Here is a 23,493-nt window from a genome sequence, read left to right on the forward strand (position 1 = left end):
TGAACGACGCCTTCAATCGTCATGCTGAACTTGTTTCAGCATCCAACGCACCACACAGGATATCGCCTGAGGCGCGTTTGACCCTGAAACAAGTTCAGGGTGACGGTGGAAGCGGGGCGACCGAATCCCAAAGAGGCGTTGCGTCTCCCCTCCAGCTTCCCCGGCGAAAGCCGGGGCCCAGGGTTTCTCTGCCGATCCGCTTGTGACCCTGCTCCCCGGCCTTCGCCGGGGAGCAGCAAGAACGCGCTGCGCTCGCGATCCACTTCCGATTCCTCCGGCCTCCGCCGGGAAATGGGAGTGGCAACAATGATCCCATCACCGCCGCTATGGTGCAGTAATACACTTGAGCCATCCCCCGGGAAGGCGATAGTGTTTTCATGACCTTGGCCATCGTACCGCTCACGCCGCTCGAGCGTGGGCAGCTTCACGTGATCCGCCTGCGCGCGCTGCGCAACGCGATCGTCCTGCTGGTGGCAGCCGGGGCGGCCGAGTGGTTCGTGCCGAACCTCCCCATGCCGGGCCTGTTCCTCGCCCCGGTCATCCTTCTCGCGCTGTGGATGGTCGTGCTCGCGCCGCCGCGCCGCTGGCGCCGCTGGGGCTATGCCTTCACCGGCACCGAGCTCCATGTCGAGCATGGCCTGTTCACCCGGGTCCACACGATCGTGCCGGTGCTGCGCGTCCAACATATCGACGTCCAGCAAGATGTGTTGGAGCGGCTGTTCAAGGTCGCCACCCTTGTCCTCCATACCGCCGGCACCGACGACAATGTCGTGATCCTGCCCGGCGTCGCCCGCGCCACCGCCGAGGCAATCCGCGACACGATCCGCGAGCGCATCGGCAGCGCCGCGCATGACTGAGGCCGAAGCGCGGCCCCAGCGGCTGCACGTCCTCACCGTGATCCTGCGCTTCATCAAGCGCGCGCCCTCGACGCTCGTCGTCCCGCCGCTGGCGCTGGGCTTTGCCGGCAAGGAATTCCATCCGGTGCTGGCCTTCGGGGCCTTCGGCGCGATCGCGGCCGCCGTGATCCTGATGACCTTTCTCGACTGGTGGTGCTTCACCTACCGGATCGGCGCGGAGGAAGTGCTGATCCAGCAGGGCGTATTGCGCCGCAGCCGCCGCTCGATCCCGCGCGCGCGCATCCAGGACGTCTCGATCGAGCGCGGCCCGTTCGCCCGGATCGTCGGCCTGGCGCTGGTCAAGCTGGAGACCGGCGGCGGCGAGAAGGAGGAGGCCCATCTCGACAGCGTCTCGGTCGCCGAGGCCGAGCGGCTGCGCGCCTTGCTCCGCAGCCACACGCCCGCCGCCGCGGTGCAGGCCGGCGATGCCGCCGCGCCGGAACCTGCCCCGGAGCGCCGCACGGTCTTCGCCATGTCGCTCGGCCGCGTGCTGATCGAGGGGGTGTTCGGCTTCTCGCTCGTCTGGATCGCCGCGATCTATGGCGGCCTCCATTATCTCGGCGAGATCCTCCAGCTCGATTGGGAGGAGCTGTTCGGCGAAGCCCAGCGCGTCGCCGTCGCGCGGTTCAGCATCGTCGCGCTGGTGCTGGTCGCGGGGCTTGCGCTGCTGGTCAGCCTGGTCGCCGGCATCGTCCGCACCCTGTTGCGCGACTATGGCTTCACGCTCACGCATGAAGCCGGGCGCTTCCGCCGGGTGCGCGGGCTGCTCACCCGCTCGGAAGTCGTCATCGCCGATCGCCGCATCCAGCTCGGGCTGGTCCATCGCGGCATGATCTCCGGGCGGCTGGGCTGGAACAGCGTCGAGGTGCAGACGCTCGGCGGCAGCACCGATCCCTCGGGCCGCCAGGGGCTCGCGCCCTTCGCCACGAAGGAGGAAGCGGCGGAGGTGCTCGCCGCCACACCGCTGCCGACCTTCGAGCGCGTCGGCCTGCGCCCGGTCGCCCCGGCCCATATCCTCCGCTCGGCGCTGCGCCACGGCATGCCGGTCGCGCTGGTCTTCGCCATCGCGGGCTGGTTCCTGCCGCTGCTCTGGTGGGGGCTGTTGCTCGTGCCGGTCCCCGTGATCGTCGCGCTCTTCCAGCGCGCGCATCATCGCTATGCGCTGCGCGACACCAGCCTGCAGGTGATGCGCGGCGTGCTGTCCCAGCGCGACTGGGTGGTGCCCTTCGACTCGATCCAGACGCTCACCGTGCGCCAGGGCCTGCTCCAGCGCTGGCTCGGCGTGGCGACGGTCTCGGTGGACACCGCGGGCGCAAGCGGCTGGCATCGCCCCAATGTCAGCGACGCCCCGCTCGATGCCGCGCTGGCGCTGGCCGAAGCGCTGGCGGCGAAGGTGGATTAGCCTGAATTTCCGCCCTTGTTTCCCCTCCCTGGAAGGGAGGGGAGCAGGAAGGAGGCTTCCTCCCTTGCAATGTAGGATTTCAGATGTTCCGCTGACCGGGCCGGCCTCGCGCCGGCCGCTCTTTCAACCGGTCAGGGAACGGGCGTCGGCCGCGGGGTCGGCGAGGGCCGGGGCACCGGCAGGCTGAAGCTCACCGCACCCTTGCCCTGGGCCGGTACATTGGCAGGCGCGGTCGCCGGCGGGGCGACCGCGTCGACCTTGCGGCGCACCCCGGCCAGCGGCGCGGGCGCGCTGAGCGGGCCGGCGCCGGGCAGCGGCGTCGCGGCGGGCGCGGGAGCTGCCTCGGGGGCGGCGGCGATCTGGGCGCGCATGCACTGGACCGGGCTCGGGCGGCGGAACTGCTGGCAGTTCCACAGCGCCTTCGCAAAGCCCTGCGCCTCGTCGCGCAGGTAGCTGAACGACATGGTCGCCACCTGGCTGCTGCCGAGCGGCAGCTTCGCCGGGGTCTGCTTGGGGTCGGCCCAGGCCATGAACTTGCAATAGGGGCGCTCGCCGCAGGTGCGGATGGCGAGCGCGGCGAAGGCGTCGGGGTTCATGCCGGCGGGCAGGGTGAGCATGAAGTTGTTCGATTCGCCGCCGCCTTCGACCGCCATCGGCGCGGGGATCGCGCTGGTCGGGATCGATGCGGGGTCGATGAACGCGCCGTCGCCGCCCGCCGCGCCGGGCAGCAATGCGTCGAGTGCCGGGTCGCTCTTGAAGTTGGCGGGGGACAGGCGGGCCATCAGGCCGATGTTCGGCTCGACGCCGGCATAGGTCCGGTTGAAGGCGGGGGGAGTGCCCCACCAGCCGCTCCAGCGGAAGAACAGGTGGGTATGGACCTCGGTGATCTTCTCCAGGCTGGCGCTCCAATAGGGGACGACCCAGTCGGTGTGGTAATGGGTGGCGTGGCCGACGGGCTTGTACACCGATCCGGTCAGCGCGCTGCGGGCGACATAGCGCGCCCGCTCCCAGGCCGCGGCGGTCGGCGTATAGCGCAGCATCGCCCCGTCACAGGTGAAAGTGAACTGGCAGCCGGTCGAGCGTTCGAATCCCTGGAACACGACGCCGCAGATGGTTTTCGGGAAAGCGGGATGCCTCGCGCGGTTGATGATCACCTGCGCCACGGCCTTTTCCCCCACGGCATCGTCGCCGGCCTCGTAATAGACCGCGGCAGCCAGGCAATCGACCGCACGTTCGCGGCTGTCCTCGGCGCCGAAGATATTGAACGGCCGGGCGGCGGGGTTGGGCAGGGTGGAGAAGGGCACCGAGGCGTTCCACGCCCGCGCGTCATCGGGCGTGACGACCTGCAGCTCGACCGGTTCTACGGCCGGCAACTCGTCCTTGGGCACCACCCGGTGCGAGACCTTCACCGGCGCCTTGGCCTTGCCGATGACGGTCCGAGGCGTGTGCGCGACGAGCCAGACCGGCCCCGCGATCGCCAGGAGCATGACAAGCCCGAGCATCGCCACGAGCACGGGCGAGACGGGGCGCGAAGAGCCTGCAAAGCTGCGAGGAAAGGAAAGGGTCGCCATGGGGTCGCCGCCCATAACGCAGAAGCACGCAGGTTGGAACCATTGCGGCGCCGAAACGCCGCAGGCTTCGGCTCAGCGTGGGACGGCGGGGCTTAGTCCGGCCAGAAGCCGGTGGCCTCGCACATATCCCAATGGTCCGCCGCACCCAGTTTGCAGGCCGCCGCGGTGCTCTCGCCGATGCAGAGCTTCACTTCACGCTGGTAGCGCTTGTAGCAGCTCTCCGGGCGCGCCGGCGCCGCGGCCGCCAGCGCCACCGGCTTGTGCTTGATGGCGGAGACTGGGGCGGCCGCCACACCGCGCGCTTCGGCCGGCGTTTCCAGCCCGCGCTGCTTCCCCCCGAAAGCCAGCGGCCACCCCAGATAAATGGCAAGCATCACGCTCACCAGGATCATTGCATTACGCACGACGAATTCCCCCCGGAAACGACGTTTTCCCCGACTCGGGAAAACTAGCGTTAATCGGGAGTTAATTCCAGTGCCTCAGCTCTCCGGAAGGAAGTCTGGAACGCTCAAATAGCGCTCACCTGTATCATAATTGAACCCAAGCACCCGGACGCCCTCCGGAAGATCGGGCAATTTCTGCAGGATCGCGGCCAGAGTCGCCCCAGAGGAGATGCCGACCAGCATACCTTCCTCCCTTGCGGCACGGCGCGCCATGTCCTTGGCGACACCGGCATCGACCTTGATCACGCCGTCGATCGCATCGGTGTGGAGATTGCGCGGCACGAAGCCCGCGCCGATGCCCTGGATCGGGTGCGGGCCGGGCTGGCCGCCCGAGATCACCGGCGAAAGCTCGGGCTCGACCGCATAGACCTTCACATTCGGCCAGGCCTTTTTGAGCGTCTCGGCAACGCCCGTGATATGGCCCCCGGTGCCGACACCGGTGATCACCACGTCGATCGGAGTGTCGGCGAAGTCGTTGAGGATCTCCTGCGCCGTGGTGCGGTGATGCACGTCGATGTTCGCCGGGTTCTCGAACTGCTGCGGCATCCAGGCGCCCGGAGTCGTCTCGACGATCTCCATGGCTCGTTCGATCGCGCCCTTCATGCCCTTTTCGCGCGGCGTCAGGTCGAAGGTCGCGCCATAGGCGAGCATCAGGCGGCGGCGCTCAAGGCTCATGCTCTCGGGCATCACCAGGATCAGCTTGTAGCCCTTAACCGCCGCGACCATCGCCAGGCCGACGCCGGTATTGCCGCTGGTCGGCTCCACGATCGTGCCGCCCGGCTGCAGGCTGCCGTCCTTCTCGGCGGCCTCGATCATCGCCAGCGCGATGCGGTCCTTGATGGAGCCGCCCGGGTTGGTGCGCTCGGACTTGATCCAGACTTCCGCGTCCGGGAACAGCTTGCTCACCCGGATGTGCGGCGTGTTGCCGATCGTTTCGAGGATCGTATTGGCCTTCATGTCGTCATCTCCTTGGGAGGAATCTCAAGATTGGCCGGAGGATCGAAGGTTCGAGCCCGCCTCAACTCCGGAAATAGCTTGGCCCAGGCGATCGTGACAAGGATCGCGCCGATGCCGCCGCCAACCACAGCGGCGACCGGACCGATGAGCGCGGCGAGAAAGCCTGATTCGGCCTCGCCCAGCTCGTTCGAGCCCGAAATGAACAGGGTGGAAACCGCACCGACCCGGCCACGCATCTCGTCCGGCGTATAGAGCTGGATCAGCGACTGGCGAACATAGACCGAGACCATGTCGGCTGCGCCGAGCACGAACAACGCGAACAATGCGATCAATACCGCCGGAGCGGTATCATGCCCGATTGCGCTCGGCCCCAGCACCGGCACCAGCAAGGGCGCCGAGAGGCCGAAGATCACCGTTGCGAAGCCGAACAGCGCCACCGCGAGCAGCATCTTCACGCCCACATCGCTCTTGAGCGGACGCCAGGAGAAGAACACCGCCGTCAGCACCGCACCCACCGCCGGCGCCGCGCGCAGATGCCCGAGTCCGGCCGAGCCGACCTCGAGGATGTCGCGGGCATAGACGGGCAGCATCGCCGTCGCGCCGCCGAGAAGCACCGCGAACAGGTCGAGCGAGATCGCGCCGAGCACGAGCCGGTTCCGCCGGACATAATGCAACCCGTCGACCATCTGCGCCCAGGGGCTGCCGCTGAACTTGCGCACGGTACGCGGCACGGGTCCGATCAGCATGAGCATGACCAAGGACAGCAGGAACAGTCCTCCCGCCACCGCATAGGAGAGCCAGTCCGCCGCTGCATAGAGATAGCCGCCCATCGCCGGCCCGATCACGGTGCCGATCTGCCAGGAGAGCGAGCTCAGCGCGATCGCGGTCGGCAGGATCGCCTTGGGCACCAGGTTGGGCGAGAGCGCGCTCAGTGCCGGGCTGGCAAAGGCGCGGGCGACACCGAGCAGCGCGGCAATGCCGAACAGGGCCGGCAGGCTGATCGTGTCGGTATAGGTCAGCACACCCAGGCTGATCGCGCAGAATGCTTCGAGCGCCACCGAGGCTCGGGCGATCCAGCGCCGGTCAAGCCGGTCCGCGACCCAGCCGGCGAACAGCGAGAGGAAGAGCAGGGGCAGGAACTGCGCGACGCCGATCAGCCCGAGTTGAAACGCCGCCTCCTTCACCGTCATCGTCCGCCGGGCGATGTCATAGACCTGCCAGCCGATCACGATCACCATCGCCATCTGCCCGAGCGTGGCCGAGAGGCGCGCCAGGAAATAATAGCGGAAGTTGGGAACGGCGAATGGATGCGTTGCTTCGGCGGCCATGGAAGCGCCTCTAGGCCCTTCCGCGACGGAACCGCAACGAACGATTGCAGGCGCGGCCGCCAATCACATCAAGATATGCCCGATCAGCGCAGCTTTGCCGGCTGGACGTCCTCGGTCTCGGCACTGCGCGGGTTGCGGATCGCGGGGCGCAGCCGCGCGAAGCTGCACAATCCGGCAATGGTCGCCAGCCCGGCAGCGACAAGGGCAGGTACCGTTCCGCCGCCGATGCTCAGCGCCAGCAGCGCGGCCACCAGCGTCGCGCCGGTCGTCTGTCCCACCATCCGCGTCGTGGAGACCAGCCCGCCTGCCGCCGCGGCCCGATCGATCGGCGCCGAGCCGATGATCAGCCGGGCATTGGGCGACAGGAACATGCCGAAGCCGGCCCCCGTGAGCGACATCCGCCAGGCGATATCGAACCACGTCGGTTCCACGGGCAGGAAGGCGAGGAAGATCAATCCGGTTACCGCGACCACCATGCCGATCGCGCCGAGCGCACCCGCCGGATAGCGATCGGACAGCGAGCCGGCGAGCGGCGCGACGATCATCGTTGTGAGCGGCCAGGGCGCGATCACCGCGCCGACTTCGGAAGGCGCGAAGCCATAGCCGTGCTGGAGCCGGAAGGGGAGGGAAAGCAGCAGCGTCATCGTCGCGATGAACGCAGTGAAGGCTCCGACCACCGACAAGGCGAGCACCGGACGCGCCAGCAGATCGACCGGCAAGATCGGCTTGGGCTCGCGCAATTCCCGCCGGACGAACAGCAGGCCGATCGTCGCGCCTGCGATCACCACCGCGCCGGAGACCACCGGGCTGTCGCCGTGCACGGCACTTTCCAGCCCGCCGATCACCAACCCGAACATGCCGGCGCAGAGCAACGCACCCAGCACGTCGAACGGCTCGTCACGCGGCTCGCTCCCAGGCAAGGCACGGCCGAACAACAGGCTGGCGATGGCGAAAGGCACGGCGGAGGCAAAAACCCAGGGCCAGGGGCCAATGGCCAGCACGAGCCCGCCCAGGGTGGGCGCAAGCGCGGCCGAGCTGGAAACCACCACCGAGTTGATGCCCAGCCCGCGCCCAAGATGCTTGGCCGGATAGATCTGGCGGATCAGCGCCGAAGATACGCTGAGCGCCGCCGCCGCACCCGCCGCCTGCGCGGCGCGGACAATGAGCAGGAAGGGCAGGCTCTTGGCGAAGAAGCAAAGGACCGTCGCGACGGTGAAGACGAGCTGCCCGGTCTGGTACATCCGCTTCAGGCCAATCCGCTCGCCCAGTCCGGCAAGCGGCAGCAGCAGCATGACCAGCACGAGCTGGTAGACCGTCACGATCGAGACCGCGGCAGAGCTCTCGATGTGCAGGTCGCGGGCGATGGTGGGCAGAGCCACGGTCGCGATGGCGCCGTCGATCACCACCAATGCCGATCCGAACGAAACGGCAGCGATGGCCAGGGTGCGGCGGGGCTGGGGGAGGCCATCGGTCATCGCCGTTCAGTGCCGCAACAGTGCGTCGGGTTCCAGCGGGAACTCTTCCTTACCCAAATGGGTTGTTTCGCAATCTAAACCAAAGACTTGGAGAGACTGATGGGCAAGGGCATCCTGTTGTGGCTGCTGGGCATTCCGATCCCGATCATCCTGCTTATCCTGCTGTTCTGGCACTAGGCCGATCAGGCTGGGTCGGTCTTGTTCCGGCCCGCACCGTTCTCGATGACAAGATTGTTGCCGGTGAAGATCAGCTCACGGATCTCCCACGCATCGGCGACGTAGCGATGATCCGGCTTGCCGGGGCATGCGCCTTCGTCGTTCGTGGGAAGCTGGTGCATCAACGGCAGGATATCGGCCGCCTCGCGCTCGATTCGCTCGCGGATGCGCCCCATCAGCCAGCGGATCGAGCGCGCATAGGTTTCCCACTGCGCCTCGCTGGGCAAACCGTGCCAGCGGGTGACATGCTCGCGGAAATCCGCGACCAGTGCCGCCGTCTCCGCGCTCGCCTGGCTGGCCGCTTGCGCAACTTCGCCGCCCAGGCCATCCATCAGGGGACCATAAACTTGGCCCTCCATCTTCGCGAAATGCATCAGAAGGTCGCGGGTGAACATCCAGCGGCGGAATCCCAGCCCGTCGACACTGGCAGGCCGCGGCCCGGAAACCATCGTCTCCAGCGCATCGGCATTGGCAAGAATGTGGCTGTGCTGTCTCAGCACACGCTCCACGGGCATTACGCGACTCCTCATTCCCCCATTTTGGCGCAGTATGCCTGTCCAGGGGTGAAATCGCGGCTCAGGAGCTAACCCTATTGGGGAAGCTACGGAGGCCCCGCCGCAGGTGCGACAGGGCCTCCGGAACGTCAGCGGCAGCGAACCTGGTCGCGGTCCACCGAGCTGCCGAGCGCGCCGCCGGCGATCGCGCCGAGCAGCGTGCCGACGGTCTTGGAACGGCCGCCTGCAATCACGTTGCCGAACAGGCCGCCCGCCGCGGCACCGACGATCAGGCCGGTCGTGCCGTCCGAGCGCTTGCAATAATATTTGCCGTCATTGCCGCGATAGATGCGGTCGTCCTGGGTCAGGACGCGCTCCTGGTAGCCGGGCGGCGGCGCGCGATAATCGCGGGCGGCATCATAATATTCGTCGTCGCGCGGGTCATAGCCCGAATAGCCGCCACGGGGCGGAGGCGGTGGTGCCACCGGACGCTGCTTGTAGGCGCGGTAGCGCTCGAGCGCCTGCTGGAACTGGTCATATTCCCGCTCGAAACGCTGCTGCGCCGCATCGAAACGCGCTTCCTCGTCCTGCGCGTAGATGGGCGCGCGCTGTGCCATCGCCGGCGTCGCGACCGCCAGGCTGGCCGCTGCGACTGCGGCGAGGGTTACCAGATGCTTCATGTTATTCTCCTTCCCGAAGGCCCATACGGCCGGGGGCGCTGAAACGTTCCGGACATCCGCGTGAAGCCGGGCTGAACGGACGATGCAGATACGACGGAACCGTAATGAAGTGCGGCAGAACGCACCAGCGCGAAACCCGATCGGCCTTTGATAGTTGGCACGGAACCGATAGACGGATTGGCCGATTTGAAGCCGGAAAGCCTGCACTGAACGCCAAAAGCTTGCTGCGGCGCAGCAAGAGTTGCCATAAGGCCCCATGCTGTTGAGTAATGAAACCGATTCCACCGCCGCTCCCGCTCCGACCACGCCGATGGTGCTGGAAGGGATCGTGCGCCAGAAATGCCTGTCCGTGACGTATAATCGCACGGCGATGATCCTGGCGCCGCACATCCTCTACACCCGCCATGACGCGCTGCATGTAGATGGTGTGGTGGTGCTCAAGGAAGGCGCGCCGCCGCGCGAGGAGAAGATCGGCACCTTCAAGCTCGACGGATTGACCGGGATGACCGTGACCGACCGGGATTTCGTCAAGAGCGCGCTGTTCGATCCCAGTCTGGAGAAATATCAGGGCGAGACCCTGATGGCGGTGGCCTGATCTCCGGGGCTGTGCTGAAACGGCCCCATGAACTTCATGCAGTTCCTCAAGTCGCTCGACGACCTGCTGTACGAGATCATCACCTGGCTGGTCTTCTATCCGATCACCCTGTGGCGGACGATCCGGCACCCGTTCGTGATGATGGCCTATGCCGACAGCGAATTGGAGGACACGGCCGAGCAGCAATATCCTGATGTGCTCAGCCCGCCGATCTTCCTGCTGCTCACGCTGCTGCTCAGCCACACGATCGAACTGGCACTTGTCGGGCAAAGTTCGATCGTGGCGGACAAGCGCGGACTGTCGGGACTGATCAGCGACGATACCAGCCTGCTGTTGATGCGGCTGCTCTTCTTCGCGATCTTTCCGCTGATCATGGCAGTCGCGCTGCTGCGCCGGCAGAAGGCGCCGCTGACCCGGGACAGCCTGAAGCCTCTATTCTATGCGCAATGCTATCCCGCCGGCGTGTTCGCGCTGGTGCTCGGGATCGGGTCGCTCGCGACGCAGATGCCGGGAGGCCCGGCCTTCCGCAGCGCCGGGCTCGCGATCATCCTTGCCGCCTTCCTCTGGTATGGCTCGCTGCAGACGCTGTGGTTCGCACGCACCCTGGCCGTCTCGAAGCTTCGCGGCTTCGGTATCGCCACGATGACGATGGTGGAGTGCGTGATCCTGTTCGTGCTGCTCGCCGCCCTGCTGGCCTAGAAGCCGCCACCCCCGCGCCAGTCCCCTGCATCGCACCGCCCCGTGAAGTTGGTTGCGGCCCGGATGCGAATGATGCCGCTGCGACGGTCGATCTCGAACTTCGGCTTGTTCAACCCGTTCATGCGATATTCGCCAGTGATGCGATCCGGGGTGACGACCAGGTTCTGGATGTCCCACCAGCCATTGTCGCCGCCGCTGTGGATCGGCGAGACCAGCTTGCCCTCGGGCCGGATGCGGCCACGGCCATGCCAGATCTCGATCTGCAGGTCGGACGCGAAACCCTCGCGACCGAGCGTCGTCCCATATTGCGGCTCGAAGCGGTGACTGCGCGAATTATAGACATAGCCTGACTGATACTGCGCGGAGGGGGCGCTGCCGCCGCCGAAACAGACCAGAGTGATCGAGGGACCATAGCGGTCGCCGCCACCCGGGGCGTTGCCATAGTCCGGGCGCGGCGGGCCATAGTCGGGGCGCTGGGGCTGGCCGCCGCCACCCTGGCAGTTCGCGTCGGGCACCCGCTGGATCACCGAATAGCGCCCCTCACTGGTCGCCACCTGGATGCACTGGCGCTGGCGACCGCTCCACCAGAGCGACCATTTCGTGTCGCGGACGGTGTTCACGGTGACGAAGGCATAGCCACGCGCCTCGAGCTGCGTCTCGCCGCCCGCCGCGCGGGCACCGACCAGGTCGGCGACGTCGGAAGGAGAGGATTGCGCGAAGGCAGGCACGGCAAGCATGGTGGTAGCGAGCAGGGCGGTCAGCATCAGGCGCATGCGTCCAGGTCCTTTCGGGGGTGTTTCGGCCTCGTTCTTACCCCGCATCAATGCGCTCGCCCACGCCGATTTCCGTCCGCGAGCGAGTTTTCCGGGGCCCCGCCTTCACACAACCTAAAGGGTCCACGCGTAGGAACCCATCCGGATTGGTGTAAATCTCGGGCGAGGCGGAATGAGCGGTACGGGTGTCGGGGCGGCGAGGGCGATCGGGAACGGCACGGCCATCCCGTTCATGCGCCGGAATGGCCCGGACCCGCTTGCCGCCGAACATCTCCGCCTGTTCCGCAACTACGAGGCCATGAACCTCGGCTGGTTCTGGGCGACCGACGCCGAAGGCCGGATCACCTATATCAGCGAGGGCGCCGCTCGCTCGCTTGGCCAGACCGGCGATGCGCTGATCGGCCAGGATCTGGTGTCGCTGTTCAAGAACCCGAATGACGAAGCGGACGCCGAGCGCCGTCGCACCATGCCCTTCCAGATGGCCCGCCAGGCCCGTTTCGACGCGATCCCGCTGCTGGTCGACATTGTCGGCGAGGAGCGCTGGTGGGCGCTCTCCGGCCAGCCGGCACGCGACAGTCGCGGGGGGTTCTCCGGCTATCTCGGTCACGGCGTCGACGTGACCAAGGAACAGCGCGCCACCCGCGAGAGCATCCGGCTCGCCATGTATGATCCGCTCACCGGCCTGCCCAACCGGCGGCGGATGGGCAATTTGCTCGACAGCACCATCGCCGCCTTTCGCAGCCAGGAGCGCGCCTGCGCGCTGATGCTGATCGACCTCGACCGGTTCAAGGCAATCAACGACAGCCTTGGCCATCCGGTCGGCGATGCGCTGCTCAAGCAGGTCGCCGAGCGGCTTGCGACCATCGTCGGCAATTCCGAACAGATCGCCCGGATGGGCGGCGACGAGTTCCAGGTGATCCTGCCCGATGCGCATAACCGGGTCGGCATCTCCGACCTTGCCAACCGCATCATCGAGTCGCTGTCGCACCCCTATACGATCAACGGCAGCCGCTGCCTGATCGGTGCCTCGATCGGCATCGCGGTGAGCCCGTTCGACGCCAGCACCAGCGACGAGCTGGTCCGCAATGCCGACCTCGCGCTCTATGCTGCCAAGGGGGCCGGGCGCGGCCGGGCACGCTTCTTCTCGTCCGACCTGCTCCAGGTCGCCGAGGACCGCCGGCTGCTCGAGCAGGACCTGATCGACGCGCTCTCCAACGGCGAGCTCGCGGTCCATTACCAGCCGATCCTCAGCGCCCGCAGCGAAGACGTCACCGGTTTCGAGGCGCTGCTGCGCTGGAACCATCCCAAGCGCGGGCGGATCTCGCCGGCGATCTTCATCCCGATCGCCGAGGACGCCAACCTGATCCCGCAGCTCGGCGAGTGGACCTTGCGCCAGGCCTGCATGGACGCCGCCAAATGGCCCGGCGAGCTGCGCGTCGCGGTCAACGTCTCACCGATCCAGTTCGCCAGCGAGGCGCTGCCCGCCATCGTGATGAGCGCGCTCGCCAATTCCGGGCTCAAGGCGGAGCGGCTCGAGCTGGAGATCACCGAAAGCGTGTTCCTCGGCGAAACCGCCGAGACCGACGCCCGCTTTGCCGCGCTCAAGCGGCTCGGCGTCCGGCTGGCGCTCGACGATTTCGGCACCGGCTATTCCTCGCTCGGCTATCTGAAGAGCGCGCCGTTCGACAAGATCAAGATCGACCAGAGCTTCGTCCGCGGTACCACTGAGGAAGGGGCCCGCAACCAGGCGATCATCGCCGCCATCGTCGCGCTGGCCAATGCCCTTGGCATGGAAACCACCGCCGAGGGCATCGAGAGTTTCGACCAGCTCGAGACCATGCGTCGGCTGAACGTCAGCCATATCCAGGGCTTCCTCTACAGCGGCGCCGTTGCCGCGGCCGACCTCGCCAAGCACCTCGAGAACGGCAAATGGGTACTCAAGCCCCAGGGGCCTGCCCGCCAGCGCCACATCCGCCACACCACCTTCCGCAAGGTCGGCGTGATCCACGACAATCACTACTACCCCGCCGTTCTCAAGAACGTCTCCGCCTCGGGCGCCCTGATCGAGGGCATTGTCGATGTGCCGGAGGGCACTCAGTTCGTCGTCGACCTTGGCGAGGGCCAGATGGTCGTCGCCATCGTCCGCCGCGCCCTGCAGCACCAGCAGGGCATCGAGTTCGAGCAGCCGCTGGTCGAGGACAGCAACGGCGCGCTCACTACCCGGCACCGGGTCTCGCCCAAGGTGCTTGGCGAGGCCGGGCTGCAGCAGCAGGGCCACAATCTCGTCGCCAAGACGGAGGAGGGGCTGGCGCTGCCCGCCTTCCACACCACCACCGAGTGGAACGGGATCGAGGTCTAACGCCGCCCGGTCGCTCAGGGCTGTTTCTGCAGCTTTTCCAGAACCTCCCTGCCATTGTCGTTGCCCGGATTGAGCTCGAGCGAGCGGCGATACTCCGCGATCGCGCCGGGCCTGTCGCCCGCCTCGGCCAGCGCTTCCGCCAGGCTGTCATGCGCGTTCCAGCTGTCGGGATAGGCCGACACGTTCCAGGCGAAGATGCCTCGCGCCGCCGCCGGACGCTTGTCGCGCAGCAGGCGATAGCCCCAGGCGTTCACCAAATCCTCGTTGAGGTGCAGTTCCGGGAAGCGGGCCTTTATCGACGCGATCGTGCCGGGCACATCGGCATAGTCGCTCTTCTCGAGCGCGGCCTCGAGCGCCACCAGCCCCTTGGGCGGCCCGAACAAGGCCGCATGGATCGCATCGGCAAGCCCCTGCGCCGTGCTCTGCGCGCCGGAGCTGTTGGCGAGCACGACCACGCCGTAGCGCTGGGCCGGATAGAAGTCGCAATAGCTGGAGAAGCCGAGCGTCCCGCCCGAATGGCGCAGATAGGTCTGGCTGTCCGCCGTCTTGCCGATCACCCAGTGGAAGCCGATCTGCCCGGCACCCGGCGCGCCGAACAGGGGCTGGTGGGTGAGGGCGATGGCGGGATCGGTCGCGGCGATCTGGGCCGAGAGATAGCGCGCCATGTCCGCCGCCGAATAATGCAGCCCGCCCGCGGCGCGGATCACCGGCATTGCGAGCGTGGGTCGTTCGGTGCCGTCCGTGGCATAGCCGATGGCGAACAGCGCGGGCGGCACCGATGCCCCACCGGCACGCATGCCCAGCGGCTTCTCGACGAAGCGGGCGAGCAGCGCATCATAGGGCGCGCCATAGATCCGCTCGACGACCACGCCCTGGAGCTGCGAGGCGACATTGCTGTGGCGCGGCAGGTGCCCGGGCATATCGACCAGCTGCGCGCCCTTGAGATCGACGAGGAACTGCGGCTGGTCATAGCCGTCGAGCAGCTTCGCCACCGCAAAGGCCAGCTCGTTCGGCGGCAGCTTGCTGAAGCGGGCCATCCAGTCGGGCACATTGTCGGGCAAAGCGGAAGTGGTGGTGACCATGTCCGCCAGCCGCACCGGACGGCCGTCGCGCACCAGATTGTCATAGCCCGCCGGGAGGTATTTGCGGACATCGTCGTCGAGCCGGGCCCGGCCTTCGCGGATCGCATGGGCCAGGATCAGTGAGGTGAAGGTCTTCGAGATCGAGCCGATCTCATAGACCATATGCTCGCTGGCCGGCGTGCTGGTGGCGCGATTGGCGATGCCGGCATGGTGAAAGCGGGTGCGCCCGTCCCGGGTCACCGCGACCGACACGCTCGGCGCCTTGCCGCTTTTCACGAACTCGTCGACCAGCGCCTGTACCGGGTCGGCAGAGGTTGCGGCACGGGCGAAGCCGGGCAGGAGCGCGGCGCCGGCGGTAGCGGGCATCAGCGCGAGGAGCTGGCGGCGGTTGAGGCGGGGTCGGTAGGCGTTGTGCTGCATGGTTTGATCCCTTTCGCCTACGAGGCTACATTTGTAGCGCAACCTGCGTCAAGGGTGTAATGGTTATGCAATACACGCGGTGATTTGCGGAGCCGGGGAATCTGCCTCCTTGCGGGGAAGCACGATTCATCACCCTGAGGGAAATCCCTTCCTCAAGGTCTGGAGAAACTACCCCACCGTCACAAAACTATCCATAACCCGCTTCCGCCCGGCCTGCTCGAAGTCGATCTCCAGCTTGTTGCCTTCGATCTCGGCAATCACGCCGTAGCCGAACTTCTGGTGGAACACGCGCATGCCCAGCGACAGGTCGTCGCGCGCCTTGGCGCCGAAGCTCACGGCGGACGCACGGCTTTCCACCACGCGGGCGGGTTCGCGGTTGAAGGTGCGGGAGGTGAAGCTGCCGCCGGGGTTTTTCATGTCCACGCCCGCGGCGCGCTGCCAGCCCGGGCCTCTTCCCGTTCCGCGAGACACATCCGCGAAGGGGTCGCTGCGTTCGCTCCAGTTCGCCTGCCACAGGCTCGCGCCGCCGGTCATCGTGCTTTCGCTGTCGATATGCGCCTCGGGCAGCTCGGCGACGAAGCGGCTGGGGATCGACGAGTTCCATTGGCCGTAGATGCGGCGATTGGCGGCGTGGAGGATGAAGGCCTTTCGCCGCGCGCGGGTGATCGCGACATAGGCGAGGCGGCGTTCCTCCTCCAGCGACGCGTTGCCGCCCTCGTCGAGCGCGCGCTGCGAGGGGAAGATGCCTTCCTCCCAGCCGACCAGGAACACCGTGTCGAACTCCAGGCCCTTGGCGGCGTGGATCGTCATGATCGTCACCTTGGGCTCGTCGGCATTGGTCTCGTTGTCCATGACAAGCGAGACGTGCTCGAGGAAGGCGCCGAGTGTCTCATACTCCTCCATCGCGCGGACGAGCTCGTTGAGGTTCTCCAGGCGCCCGGCGGCCTCGGCGGTGCGATCGGCCTGCCACATCGCGGTATAGCCGCTCTCGTCGAGGACGATGCGGGCAAGATCCGGGTGCTGGAGGTCGTTGCCCATGGAGCGCCAGCGCGCCATGTCGCCGACCAGGTTGCCGAGCGCGCGGCGGGCCTGGGGCGTCAGTTCGTCGGTATCGAGGATGCGCGCCGCCGCCACGGTGAGCGGCACCTGCGCCGCGCGGGCATATTGGTGGACCTTCGCCAGCGCCTTGTCGCCCAGGCCGCGCTTGGGCGTGTTGACGATGCGCTCGAAGGCGAGGTCGTCGGCCGGCTGGGCGATGACGCGGAGATAGGCGACGGCGTCGCGGATCTCCATGCGCTCGTAGAAGCGCTGGCCGCCCAGGATGCGGTGGGGCAGGCCGATCGCGATGAACCGGTCTTCGAACTCGCGGGTCTGGTGCTGGGCACGGACGAGGATCGCCATGTCGTCGAATGACTTGCCGCCGCGATTGAGGCCTTCCATCTCCTCGCCGACGCGGCGGGCCTCCTCGGGCCCGTCCCATACGCCGAGCACCTTGACCTTCTCGCCCTCGTCCTTGTCGGTCCAGAGCGTCTTGCCAAGGCGGCCGCTGTTGTTGGCGATCACGCCACTGGCCGCCGCGAGGATGTGCGGCGTCGAGCGGTAATTCTGCTCGAGCTTGATCACCTTGGCGCCGGGGAAATCCTTCTCGAACTTGAGGATGTTCTCCACCAGCGCGCCGCGCCACGAATAGATCGACTGGTCGTCGTCGCCGACGCAGCAGATGTTCTTGCGCTCCTGGGCGAGCAGTCGCAGCCAGAGATACTGGACGGCGTTGGTGTCCTGATATTCGTCGACCAGGATGTAGCGGAAGCGCTGCTGATAGCTCTCCAGCACGTCGCGATGGGTCTTGAGGATCACCAGCATGTGGAGCAGCAGGTCGCCGAAGTCGCAGGCGTTGAGCGCCTTCAGCCGCTCCTGATAGAGAAAGTAGAGCGCGGCGCCCCGGCCATTGGCATAGCGCTCGGACTCGCCGGCGCCGATCTCGGCGGGGGTCAGGCCCTTGTTCTTCCATTCATCGATCAGCCCGGCGAGCTGGCGGGCGGGCCAGCGCTTCTCGTCGAGATCGGCGGCGAGGATCAGCTGCTTGATCAGGCGGAGCTGGTCGTCGGTATCGAGGATGGTGAAGTTCGATTGCAGCCCGACCAGCTCGGCATGGCGGCGCAGCATCTTGGCGCCGATCGCATGGAAGGTGCCGAGCCAGGGCATGCCCTCGACCGCAGCGCCGACGAGGCGGCCGACGCGCTCCTTCATCTCGCGTGCCGCCTTGTTGGTGAAGGTGACCGCCAGGATCTCGGACGGGAAGGCGCGCCGCGTCCAGAGCAGATGGGCGAGGCGGGCGGTGAGCGCCGCGGTCTTGCCCGTGCCGGCGCCGGCGAGGACGAGCACCGGCCCTTCGGAAGTGAGCACCGCCTCGCGCTGGGGCGGGTTCAGGCCGCTCAGATAGGGGGCGTTATTGTCGGTCTCTACGGGCAGGGTCATGGCGAACAGCTAGGGAACGCTTTGGGCGGCCGCAAGCTCCGCGCGCAGGAGCAGTTATGCACAGGCATCGGAAATACAATCGCAACAATGCACTAGCGCCTGCAACAAACCCGCAATAATACCTAATTGCCGTCAACCATCGGTTGGCGGCCAAATCCCGCAGCTGGGGAGCTGGGATAATGATGATTCGGGGGGCGAGTCTGATTGCGGCGGCGGGGGCGGTTTTCGCCTGTGCGCCGGCATGTGCTCAGGCGATTGCGGCGGCGCAGACCGCCTATCTGGTGCTGCGGCCGGAAATCCGGGTGAAGAACGAGGAGCATGTCTCCGGCCTGTGGCTGCGGACCAGCGCGACCGTGCGCGAGCCGAGCGAAGCCTGGCGGGCGGACGAGGCCAAGGCCTCTTATGGCTTTTCCGTGCAGAAGGAAGTGCTGGGGCACACCTGGCTGGGGCTGAGCGCCGTGGCGCAGGCCCCGCGCTTCGATGCGGATCGCGGCATGGTACGCGATGCCCGCCATTACGCCGGGGCGCGGCTGAGCTTCGAGGCGTCGGACAAGGTCGAGCTGGGCTTCGCCTGGCTGCGGCGGCTGCGCGGACGCGGCTTCATGAGCGCGCCGGGGGGCAATCGCGGGATCAAGCCGGGGCCCAAGGCCTATATGCAGCTGCGCTTCTGAAATCGATGGACACGCCGCGCTGATGGCGGCGGATGGAGACGGTTGCGCGATCCCGCCCAACCGTCTCGCCAGGAGCGGATCTAGACGTAGATCTCGCGGAGCGCGATCGCGTCGGCCCGTGCGAAAGCACTGGGCGGAATCGGCGGCGGAGGCGGCGGATTGTCGGTGCCGCCTTCCTCGGGATTGCCGACCTCGTCGCAATTGTCCTCGGGGTTCGGCGGCGGTGCGTCCGGAGTCAGCTCAGGCAGGCAGTTCGGATTGGTCTGCGCCATGGCTTGCGAAGAGGGAAGCATCGCGGAGCCCATCAGGGCAAGCGTTGCACAGGCGGCGAGCAATGAAAGTTCCTTCATTCTTGTCTCCTTGCCAACATCAGGCACTCCGGTTGTCCGACGCCCCGCGGGTTTTGGCAAAGTGAGTTGGGGCCCATTCGGTGCTAATCCGCCCTTGCCCGAACAGGACCCGTAATCGCGTGCCGGAATGACGCAAACTGGCCGATCCATGGGTCTGTCATGCGTTTGTCATAAGGCTGTCACACCCTCCGGCCAGAGGCGCGCATATCATGGCATCACTCGCTCTGGACCAAGCCGCACCGGTTGACCAACCGCAGCCCGGCCCCCGATTCGACTACAAGACGCATCCCCTCGCCAAATTGCTGTTCGCGGCGATCATGGTGGGCGGGCTGGCCTTTGCCGGCTGGAGCGTTTTGACCGACACCAAGGGGGTAGGGGAGGAGCTGGCCACCGGCGTGTTCCTCTTTCTCGGCCTGGCGCTGCTGATCGCGCTCGGCTTCGAGTTCGTGAACGGCTTCCACGACACCGCCAACGCCGTGGCGACGGTGATCTACACCAATTCGATGCCCGCCCATTTCGCCGTCGTCTGGTCGGGCTTCTGGAACTTCCTCGGCGTGATGCTGTCGTCGGGCGCCGTCGCCTATTCGATCATCACGCTGCTGCCGGTCGAACTGATCCTCAACGTGGGATCCTCGGGCGGCTTCGCGATGATCTTCGCACTGCTGCTCGCGGCGGTGCTGTGGAACCTCGGCACCTGGTATATCGGCCTGCCCAACTCGTCGTCGCACACGCTGATCGGCTCGGTGCTCGGCGTCGGCTTCGCCAACCAGCTCATCAACGCGGGCTCGCGCGGCGGCACCGCCGGCGTCGACTGGAGCCAGGCGACCAAGATCCTCACCGGCCTGTGGATGGCGCCACTGATCGGCTTCTTCGCCGCGATCGCGCTGCTGCTGGTGATGCGGGTCTTCCTGCGCAACCAGAAGCTCTACACCTCACCGATGCCGAACACCGCGCCGCCGATCGGCATCCGCAGCGCGCTGATCTTCACCTGCACCGCGGTCTCGTTCAGCCATGGCTCGAACGACGGCCAGAAGGGCATGGGCCTGATCATGCTGATCCTGATCGGCTGCGCCCCCACCGCCTATGCGCTCAACCGCACCCAGTCGGCGAGCGCCACGCCCGCCTATGTGCAGACCGCCAACATCGCCGAGGCCGTGTTCGACGCGCGCAGCAACGGCCTGCCGGACATGGCGCCGGCCCAGGCCCGCACCGTGCTCACCACCGCGCTCCAGCAGCGCAAGGCCGAGACCCCCGAGGTGTTCGCTGCGCTCGAGAGCCTGTCCAGGGATCTCACCGGCCGCGTCCAGGGCTATGGCGCGCTGAGCAAGGTTCCGGCGGAAGCCACCGGCAATGTCCGCAACGACATGTATCTGGTGCTCGACACCACCAAGCTCGCGACCAAGAAGCCCGAGGGCTACAAGGCGGAGGAGCTCAAGGCGCTGGGCGACTATCAGAAGAAGCTGGAAGCCGGCACGCGCTTCATCCCTCTCTGGGTGAAGATCGTCGTCGCGCTCGCGCTTGGCCTCGGCACGATGATCGGCTGGAAGCGGATCGTCGTCACCGTCGGCGAGAAGATCGGCAAGCAGCACATGACCTATGCGATGGGCGCCTCGGCCGAGCTGGTCGCAGCCGGCACGATCCTGGCGGCCGATCGCTTCGGCCTGCCGGTATCGACCACGCACATCCTGTCCTCGGGCGTCGCCGGCGCATCGGTGGCGAGCGGCGCGGGCCTGCAGGGCCGCACGGTGCGCAACCTGGCGCTCGCCTGGCTGCTCACCCTGCCGGCGGCGATGGCGCTTTCGGGCTGCCTCTACTGGGCGATGCTCAACGGCGTGAAGGTGCTGGGGCTCTAAGCCTCAGCGCCGCGCGAACTTCTGCACGCGCTGGCCGGCGATATCGACGACATAGATATTGCCGGCCCGGTCCGCGGCGATGTCATGGGCGATCCAGAACTGGCCGTCCTGGTTGCCCATCCGCCCGAAATGCTCGACCTGACGGCCATCGAGCGCCGCGATCGTCACGCCGTCGTGATCGGGCACCTTGTCCGGGTTCGATCCCCCGTCGAGGATCGCGATCCGGTTGCCGGGAAGCAGCGCCAGACCGAAGGGGCGGCCGATCACGGGTGACTTCCATTCGGTGAGGAAGTGCCCCATACCGTCGAAGACCTGGACGCGGTCGTTCACCCGGTCGGCGACATAGACACGGCCCGATCCATCCACCGCCAGCGCATGCGGGATATTGAACTGGCCCGTCCCGGTACCGCGCGAGCCCCATTGGAAGAGCAGCTTCCCATCAGCAGCGAACCGCGCGACGCGCGAATTGCCATAGCCGTCCGCGACATAGAAGCTCCCGTCCGCCATCGGCGCGACATCGGTGGGACGATCGAAATGCGTCGCATCGGCACCCGGCACACCCCGCTCGCCAAGCGTACGGAGCAATGTGCCGTCCGGTGCGAACTCGAAGACCTGGCTGGTGCCCGTATCGGTGATCCAGACATGATCGCCGGGGCCTATGCTGATCCCATGCGGCACCACGAACAGCCCGGCGCCCCATTCGCGCTTGAGCTTGCCGGTCACCGCGTCGAACACTTCGACCACCGGCTCCTTCACCGACACCAGCCCCTTGGCATCGGTACCGCGATTGCCACGGTGGAGGACCAGCACTTCGCCCTTGCTGGTCACCGCGACGCCCGAACAGGGACCGAGCACGCGCCCCTCGGGCAGGCTCGGCCAGCCAGGGACGACGGCGTAATGCGGCGCAGGGGCAGCGGAGGCGAGGAGGAGCGGGGCGAATGCCGCCAGGCCGGTGATGCGCATTCCCGTACCCTAGTCGCATCCGTCATCCCGGCGAAAGCCGGGATCTCAGCGATGGCGCGAAGATGGAGCCGCACGAAAGGGATGACGATATTGGAAGGGCGCTAGAGCCGCTTCGCGCCCAGTTCGAGCAGATGGCTCGCCAGCTCGATGCTGAACTTGAATCCCTGCCCGTCGGCGCGCAGGTCCGCCTTGAAATGCTCGATCGGGTTCCAGAAGGCGACGAGCAGCCCGGCCAGGATTGCGAACAGCGTGGCATAAGCCAGCCGCCTGCCTGCCGATTCGCGCATCGCCCGTCTCCCTGACTTCCGGTCGCTGAGGATTTTCCGGTACGCGGGCGAAACTGTCCGGCCGATGAACGGGCTTCCCCTTTGCGGTCAATCGATCCAAGGAGAGGATCAAAGGGGAGAGGGCATGACCAAAGCCGCCGCATCGCACCGCCGCATCCTGTTCGCCAGCCTGGTGGGCACCTCGGTCGAATTCTACGATTTCTACATCTATGCGACTGCGGCGGCGCTGGTGTTCCCCGACCTCTTCTTTCCCGCCAGCGAGCCCTGGATCGCACAGCTCGCCAGCTATGCCAGCTTCTCCGTCGCATTCTTTGCGCGGCCGCTGGGCGGAGTGCTGTTCGGCCATTTCGGCGACCGGCTGGGCCGCAAGTCGACGCTGGTCGCCTCGCTGATGCTCATGGGTATCTCGACCGTGCTGATCGGCTTCCTGCCCGGCTATGCGCTGGTCGGCGTCACCGCGCCGATCCTGCTGTGCCTGCTGCGCTTCGGCCAGGGGCTGGGTCTCGGTGGTGAATGGGGCGGGGCGAGCCTGCTCGCGGTGGAAAATGCGCCGCCGGGCTGGGCCAACCGCTATGGCAGCTTCCCGCCGATGGGCGCGCCGGTGGGCTTCATCTTCGCCAATGGCTTCTTCCTGGTGCTGGGCGCGTTGATGGACGAGGCGACCTTCCGCGAATGGGGCTGGCGCCTGCCGTTCCTGGCGAGCGCGGTGCTGGTGTTCCTCGGACTGTGGGTACGCCTCAAGATCACCGAGACGCCCGAATATGTCGCGGCGACCGAGAAGGAAGCCCCCCCCGCCGTGCCGATCGGCGAGCTGTTCCGCACCAGCGCGCTCGCCACTTTCGCCGGCACCGTCGGCACGATCGCCTGCTTCGCGCTGTTCTACATCTCGACCGTGTTCATCATCGGCTACGGCACCAAGACGCTCGGCTATGACCGCGAGACGTTCCTGGGGATCGAGCTGATCGCCATCCTGTTCATGGCGGCCGGCATCGCCGTCGCCGGGATCAGCGCGGACAAGCGCACCGCCAACAGCGTGCTGATGCTCGGCTGCCTGTTCACCGTGCCGGTGGGTCTGACGATGACCCTCATGCTCGGGCCGGACTCGCTGCCCAGCGTCGCGATCTGGCTTGCCTTCGCGCTGTTCGTGATGGGGTTCGTCTATGGACCGCTCGGCGCCTGGCTGCCGAGCCTGTTCCCGGCGCGCGTGCGCTATACCGGCGTGTCCGTGACCTTCAACCTGGGCGGCATCCTCGGCGGTGGCCTCACCCCGCTGATCGCGGCCTGGCTGGTCCAGCAGGGCGGGCTGGAGCTGGTCGGCTATTATCTCGCCGGGGCCGGGATGCTGAGCCTGGTCGGCTGCTGCTCGTGCAGAAGCGCCGGCTTGCAATGTAGGATTTAGCCTGCTGGGCTCGCGCAGCCAGCCTTCGGGCCGGCTGCTCTTTGACGCGGTTGGCGAAAATAGGATCACGCGCACGCAATCATATTGCGCGACACGCGACGT

21 protein-coding genes are annotated in these 23,493 nt (G+C 66.9%); 8 read left to right on the plus strand and 13 right to left on the minus strand.

Translation table 11 applies throughout. The annotated features are described in order from the left end of the window. Positions 1–377 precede the first annotated feature (377 nt). Positions 378–857, plus strand: coding sequence for a PH domain-containing protein (locus tag O3305_RS04640; protein WP_269575338.1), 480 nt, complete (start codon positions 378–380; stop codon positions 855–857). Then, positions 850–2,298 (plus strand): PH domain-containing protein, encoded by a 1,449-nt coding sequence (locus O3305_RS04645; protein ID WP_269575339.1) that lies wholly within the window; start codon positions 850–852, stop codon positions 2,296–2,298. The genes O3305_RS04640 and O3305_RS04645 overlap by 8 nt, the downstream gene beginning before the upstream one ends. Positions 2,299–2,429: 131 nt before the next feature. Here O3305_RS04645 and O3305_RS04650 read toward each other — a convergent pair whose 3' ends face one another. The 7 genes from O3305_RS04650 to O3305_RS04680 all read right to left on the minus strand — a co-directional run bounded on the left by O3305_RS04650 (position 2,430) and on the right by O3305_RS04680 (position 9,462). After that, positions 2,430–3,869, minus strand: coding sequence for a cell wall hydrolase (locus tag O3305_RS04650; RefSeq protein WP_269575340.1), 1,440 nt, complete (start codon positions 3,867–3,869; stop codon positions 2,430–2,432). 92 nt (positions 3,870–3,961) lie between these two features. Beyond that, positions 3,962–4,273 carry a hypothetical protein gene (locus O3305_RS04655; protein ID WP_269575341.1) on the minus strand — a complete coding sequence of 104 codons (312 nt, stop codon included), beginning with the start codon at positions 4,271–4,273 and terminating at the stop codon, positions 3,962–3,964. A gap of 75 nt (positions 4,274–4,348) precedes the next feature. Then, positions 4,349–5,269: a cysteine synthase A gene (gene cysK / locus O3305_RS04660; RefSeq protein ID WP_269575342.1), complete on the minus strand. Its 921-nt coding sequence runs from the start codon at positions 5,267–5,269 to the stop codon at positions 4,349–4,351. Then, the gene (locus O3305_RS04665) at positions 5,266–6,597 is read right to left on the minus strand and encodes an MFS transporter (protein WP_269575343.1); all 1,332 of its coding nucleotides are present in this window, start codon (positions 6,595–6,597) and stop codon (positions 5,266–5,268) included. The genes cysK and O3305_RS04665 overlap by 4 nt, the downstream gene beginning before the upstream one ends. An 83-nt stretch (positions 6,598–6,680) precedes the next feature. Further along, positions 6,681–8,072 (minus strand): MFS transporter, encoded by a 1,392-nt coding sequence (locus tag O3305_RS04670; RefSeq protein ID WP_269575344.1) that lies wholly within the window; start codon positions 8,070–8,072, stop codon positions 6,681–6,683. A gap of 182 nt (positions 8,073–8,254) precedes the next feature. Then, entirely contained in the window at positions 8,255–8,803 is a 549-nt protein-coding gene (locus O3305_RS04675) for a hemerythrin domain-containing protein (RefSeq protein ID WP_269575345.1), read from the minus strand. Between the two features lie 128 nt (positions 8,804–8,931). After that, positions 8,932–9,462, minus strand: coding sequence for a glycine zipper 2TM domain-containing protein (locus tag O3305_RS04680; RefSeq protein WP_269575346.1), 531 nt, complete (start codon positions 9,460–9,462; stop codon positions 8,932–8,934). A 256-nt stretch (positions 9,463–9,718) separates the two neighbouring features. Here O3305_RS04680 and O3305_RS04685 point away from each other — a divergent pair, with 256 nt between their 5' ends. Both O3305_RS04685 and O3305_RS04690 read left to right on the plus strand, forming a co-directional pair. Further along, positions 9,719–10,057, plus strand: coding sequence for a WYL domain-containing protein (locus tag O3305_RS04685; RefSeq protein WP_269575347.1), 339 nt, complete (start codon positions 9,719–9,721; stop codon positions 10,055–10,057). Positions 10,058–10,084: 27 nt separating this feature from the next. Continuing rightward, on the plus strand, positions 10,085–10,756 hold the full coding sequence (locus tag O3305_RS04690; RefSeq protein WP_269575348.1) for a hypothetical protein: 672 nt from the start codon (positions 10,085–10,087) through the stop codon (positions 10,754–10,756). Here O3305_RS04690 and O3305_RS04695 read toward each other — a convergent pair. Further along, entirely contained in the window at positions 10,753–11,529 is a 777-nt protein-coding gene (locus O3305_RS04695; protein ID WP_269575349.1) for a hypothetical protein, read from the minus strand. The two genes, O3305_RS04690 and O3305_RS04695, sit on opposite strands and share 4 nt — an antisense overlap. A 172-nt stretch (positions 11,530–11,701) precedes the next feature. Here O3305_RS04695 and O3305_RS04700 point away from each other — a divergent pair, with 172 nt between their 5' ends. Further along, positions 11,702–13,888 carry a putative bifunctional diguanylate cyclase/phosphodiesterase gene (locus O3305_RS04700; protein ID WP_269575350.1) on the plus strand — a complete coding sequence of 729 codons (2,187 nt, stop codon included), beginning with the start codon at positions 11,702–11,704 and terminating at the stop codon, positions 13,886–13,888. 14 nt (positions 13,889–13,902) lie between these two features. Here O3305_RS04700 and O3305_RS04705 read toward each other — a convergent pair whose 3' ends face one another. Together O3305_RS04705 and O3305_RS04710 are read right to left on the minus strand one after the other, a co-directional pair. Beyond that, on the minus strand, positions 13,903–15,390 hold the full coding sequence (locus O3305_RS04705) for a serine hydrolase domain-containing protein (RefSeq protein ID WP_269575351.1): 1,488 nt from the start codon (positions 15,388–15,390) through the stop codon (positions 13,903–13,905). 168 nt (positions 15,391–15,558) lie between these two features. After that, positions 15,559–17,868 (minus strand): ATP-dependent helicase, encoded by a 2,310-nt coding sequence (locus tag O3305_RS04710; protein WP_269575352.1) that lies wholly within the window; start codon positions 17,866–17,868, stop codon positions 15,559–15,561. A 179-nt stretch (positions 17,869–18,047) separates the two neighbouring features. On the opposite strand from O3305_RS04710, the gene O3305_RS04715 reads away from it, so the two are divergent. After that, the gene (locus tag O3305_RS04715; RefSeq protein WP_269575353.1) at positions 18,048–18,539 is read left to right on the plus strand and encodes a hypothetical protein; all 492 of its coding nucleotides are present in this window, start codon (positions 18,048–18,050) and stop codon (positions 18,537–18,539) included. Between the two features lie 80 nt (positions 18,540–18,619). Here O3305_RS04715 and O3305_RS04720 read toward each other — a convergent pair whose 3' ends face one another. Further along, on the minus strand, positions 18,620–18,889 hold the full coding sequence (locus tag O3305_RS04720; protein WP_269575354.1) for a hypothetical protein: 270 nt from the start codon (positions 18,887–18,889) through the stop codon (positions 18,620–18,622). Positions 18,890–19,098: 209 nt separating this feature from the next. Here O3305_RS04720 and O3305_RS04725 point away from each other — a divergent pair, with 209 nt between their 5' ends. Continuing rightward, positions 19,099–20,742 carry an inorganic phosphate transporter gene (locus O3305_RS04725; RefSeq protein WP_269575355.1) on the plus strand — a complete coding sequence of 548 codons (1,644 nt, stop codon included), beginning with the start codon at positions 19,099–19,101 and terminating at the stop codon, positions 20,740–20,742. 3 nt (positions 20,743–20,745) lie between these two features. Here the strand turns inward: O3305_RS04725 and O3305_RS04730 are convergent, their stop codons facing one another. Then, on the minus strand, positions 20,746–21,705 hold the full coding sequence (locus tag O3305_RS04730; RefSeq protein ID WP_269575356.1) for a peptidyl-alpha-hydroxyglycine alpha-amidating lyase family protein: 960 nt from the start codon (positions 21,703–21,705) through the stop codon (positions 20,746–20,748). Between the two features lie 101 nt (positions 21,706–21,806). Then, complete coding sequence (locus O3305_RS04735; protein ID WP_184166075.1) at positions 21,807–21,992, minus strand: hypothetical protein; 186 nt, start codon at positions 21,990–21,992, stop codon at positions 21,807–21,809. A gap of 124 nt (positions 21,993–22,116) precedes the next feature. On the opposite strand from O3305_RS04735, the gene O3305_RS04740 reads away from it, so the two are divergent. Further along, on the plus strand, positions 22,117–23,391 hold the full coding sequence (locus tag O3305_RS04740) for an MFS transporter (protein WP_269575357.1): 1,275 nt from the start codon (positions 22,117–22,119) through the stop codon (positions 23,389–23,391). Positions 23,392–23,493 lie beyond the last annotated feature (102 nt).

The sequence above is a fragment of the Sphingomonas sp. NIBR02145 genome, from assembly GCF_027359115.1.
Classification (GTDB): domain Bacteria; phylum Pseudomonadota; class Alphaproteobacteria; order Sphingomonadales; family Sphingomonadaceae; genus Sphingomonas; species Sphingomonas kyeonggiensis_A.